Origin of the sequence: Vibrio sp. V33_P6A3T137 (genome assembly GCF_009904835.1) — a bacterium.
Classification (GTDB): Bacteria; Pseudomonadota; Gammaproteobacteria; order Enterobacterales; family Vibrionaceae; genus Vibrio; species Vibrio metschnikovii.
Window position 1 is genome coordinate 1 of the sequence record NZ_WXWK01000163.1, and the last position, 2,845, is coordinate 2,845.

Annotated in this window: 3 protein-coding genes and 1 pseudogene; all 4 read right to left on the bottom strand. The window is 37.5% G+C overall.

Translation table 11 applies throughout. The features are described 5' to 3' along the window. Nucleotides 1-196: pseudogene (locus CAG60_RS16840) on the bottom strand (hypothetical protein); the annotation flags it as partial. Next, on the bottom strand, nucleotides 183-914 hold the full coding sequence (locus tag CAG60_RS15325) for a type II toxin-antitoxin system death-on-curing family toxin (RefSeq protein ID WP_161439342.1): 732 nt from the start codon (nucleotides 912-914) through the stop codon (nucleotides 183-185). The gene CAG60_RS15325 and the pseudogene CAG60_RS16840, both read right to left, overlap by 14 nt. Before the next feature lie 140 nt (nucleotides 915-1,054). Further along, the gene (locus tag CAG60_RS15330) at nucleotides 1,055-1,561 is read right to left on the bottom strand and encodes a GNAT family N-acetyltransferase (RefSeq protein ID WP_161439343.1); all 507 of its coding nucleotides are present in this window, start codon (nucleotides 1,559-1,561) and stop codon (nucleotides 1,055-1,057) included. Nucleotides 1,562-1,697: 136 nt separating this feature from the next. After that, on the bottom strand, nucleotides 1,698-2,207 hold the full coding sequence (locus CAG60_RS15335) for a ClbS/DfsB family four-helix bundle protein (RefSeq protein ID WP_161439344.1): 510 nt from the start codon (nucleotides 2,205-2,207) through the stop codon (nucleotides 1,698-1,700). Nucleotides 2,208-2,845: the final 638 nt, after the last annotated feature.

Genomic DNA, 2,845 nt, shown 5'->3' on the forward strand with positions numbered 1-2,845 from the left:
CTTCTAAATCAGACTGAGTTTTCCCATTAAAATTTATATTGATTTTGCTGAGGCTCAATAAAGCATAACGCCGCATTAAGGGGCAGCCAACGCTACTACCAACTTTCCGCATAACATCGTAATCGCAAAAACCAACGCATAATAAAAATGCCACGCGTTGGCTGTCCCTCTTAAATGCTTTGTTATATTTTGGCAAGCCACCTCATTACCTGATCTCTAACTTTCATATATTGATTTAAAGTTTCACTAACACCTTTCATGCCGTAAAACTCTAAACTATCCACGCCGTACTCGGGTGTCAATCTTAAACGACGACGTAAACCTTTAATATATTTTACATCGTAATCCTCAGCACCTCTCGTACCTTTATAACGAATACTTGTAATGAAATTTCCATTTTTTTTAATCTCACAACAATTATTACGGCTAACTTCTACTTCGTAATCAAAATTCGAAAGAATAGTTTTTAGATCGTTAAAGCTAAGTACTTTATCTCGAATCTCTCTACGTCTAGAGTTGTTTTTAAGCCAATCTGCTATAATCAATACCTCTTGATTTCTATCCTCACTTAGTTCATGAGCTGCAATTTTTCTTGTAAACTCGAACATTTCTTCATCAGTGCATTTAGTTACCCAATATCCATTCTCACCTAAATAAACCAATGTGGACATTAATGCAGCCCTTTTATTTCCATTATAGAATGAATGATTTGATATCACTCCATGAAATAAAGCTGCCGCTTTGTTAAATACACCTTCAAAAATATCATGAGTTCCTGCTGTCATATCTTTTCTGACAACTGCACTTTCAAGCAAACCTAGATCTTTAACTCCAGGAGGAGAAATAGGATCATCTCCATGCTCAAAATATTCTGTTAAATACTGATGTATTCTAATTACTGTTTCTTTATTCATATCACCCTCAAAAAATATAACGCCGCGTTAAGGGGTGAGCAACGCAACTACCAACCTTCCGCATTGCACTAAAAACTAATAAAATCAACGCATAACGAAAATGCTACGCGTTGCGAATCCCTCTTGAACGCTTTGTTAAATTACAATTGCTTGTAGAAATAAACCGTTGCCTCTAACTTTCCACTAGAACTACGCGCAAACTCTGGAATTTGACCAGCTTCGATGTAACCAATTGAACGATATAGCAAAGAAGCCACATCACCTAAACGAGTATCCAAAACCAATAACTGTAACCCAAGTTCAGATGCCGTATTTTCCATTAGTGTCATTAATTTTTTACTGATACCTTGCCTACGAGCACTTGTTTTAACCATCAGTTTTTCAACTTCCCCTCTATGTGAACCATTTGCTTTAGAACATAAAGAAAGTTGAACTGCACCGATAATGACGTTTTCGTCTTGTACAATAAACAAACGACGGCCTCCTGAATTTAAATCAGACTCGACTTCAATCCAGTATGACTCGATTTCCTCTCTATTGATTGGTGTTAAAAATCCAACTGAAGCTCCATTCTCAACACAATCAATAAGCAATGAATTTAATTGGTCTGATACACCAGAGATTGAATTAATTTCCTTTATTTCCACTGAACTATCCTTGTAATTTAACGCCGCGTTAAGGGGTGAGCAACGCAACTACCAACTCACCGCATTGCACTAAAAACTAATAAAATCAATGCATAACGAAAATGCCGCGCGTTGCGAATCCCTCTTGAACGCTTTGTTATGTGAATTCTCGATTGAAACGCCGAACTTTTGTACGCACATTTTTCATAGGTGATGACGTATTAAACTGAATCATGCGCCCCAAAGTCCATTGTTCATACCACGCAACACCATACAAATCATGATTACTTAAGCTAGAAATGAGTAAAAGGATCTCATTAATCGTAGACTCAAGTTCAATGAGTAAATCATTGTATTTCCAATCACGATACTCTTCGTGGAAGCTTTCAGCGAGTAAGCCTAATTGGTTCCATTTATAACCAGTTTCTGGGAAATCTACATGTTGGTGTCGAGATCTTAGCTGATGCCATTTAAGAACCAGTTTTCCCCAACTAATCAAGTAAGCCACTGTATCACTAACACTAATGACCGTACCTTTGACGTTTCCCTCTACTCCAGATTTGCGAGCTTTACTTTCCGGAATTGAACGATAGTCAGCCATAAGTTTCGGAAATATTGAGTTTATAGCTAACTCTAATTCATCCTTATTTTTTGGCACAGAAGACATTTTGATCTCCATTCACATAACGCCCGCTTAAGGGGCTGACAACGCTACTACCAAGTTTCCGCATAACACCGTAACCACAAAAATCAACGCATAATAAAAATGCCACGCGTTGGAAGTCCCTCTTGAAGCGTTTGTTATGCTTTATTACCTATTGATTGCATTGAATTTTTACAATATTCATTAGTTAAAGCCACTTTAACTCAAAATGATAAACTTGCCTACTTTCAGCAATCATTGGTGCCGATAAGATCCCAAATAAGTTGAAGCGAAATAGCCTGCGGAATCAATGAACCAGCAACACCAAAGAAAGAGACCTTTCAGCAACAATCGAACCTTTTGTGTGCACAATTTATCAGAGCAGAGCCGGAAAAAGCGCAAAAGCATCAATAAACTTGCGCTAACCAAACACTGTCAGCAAGTAAGATGTTCATGAGATCCCAAACATGCTGAAGCGAAATAGCCGGTGGAATCAATGAGCAAACAACACCAAAGAAAGAGACCTTTCAGCAAAAACCGAACCTTTTGCGAGCACAATTTATCAGGGCAAAGTTACCGAAAAAGCACAAGTATCGTTCAACTTTCAATCGCCACCAAAAAGAACAATAAACTCATAATATCAATAAATTAGAATACAAAAA

Bases quoted from the DNA above. Each gene is read 5' to 3' on its own strand.
- CAG60_RS15325 (WP_161439342.1), bottom strand. From the start codon at position 914: ATGAATAAAGAAACAGTAATTAGAATACATCAGTATTTAACAGAATAT.
- CAG60_RS15335 (WP_161439344.1), bottom strand. From the start codon at position 2,207: ATGTCTTCTGTGCCAAAAAATAAGGATGAATTAGAGTTAGCTATAAAC.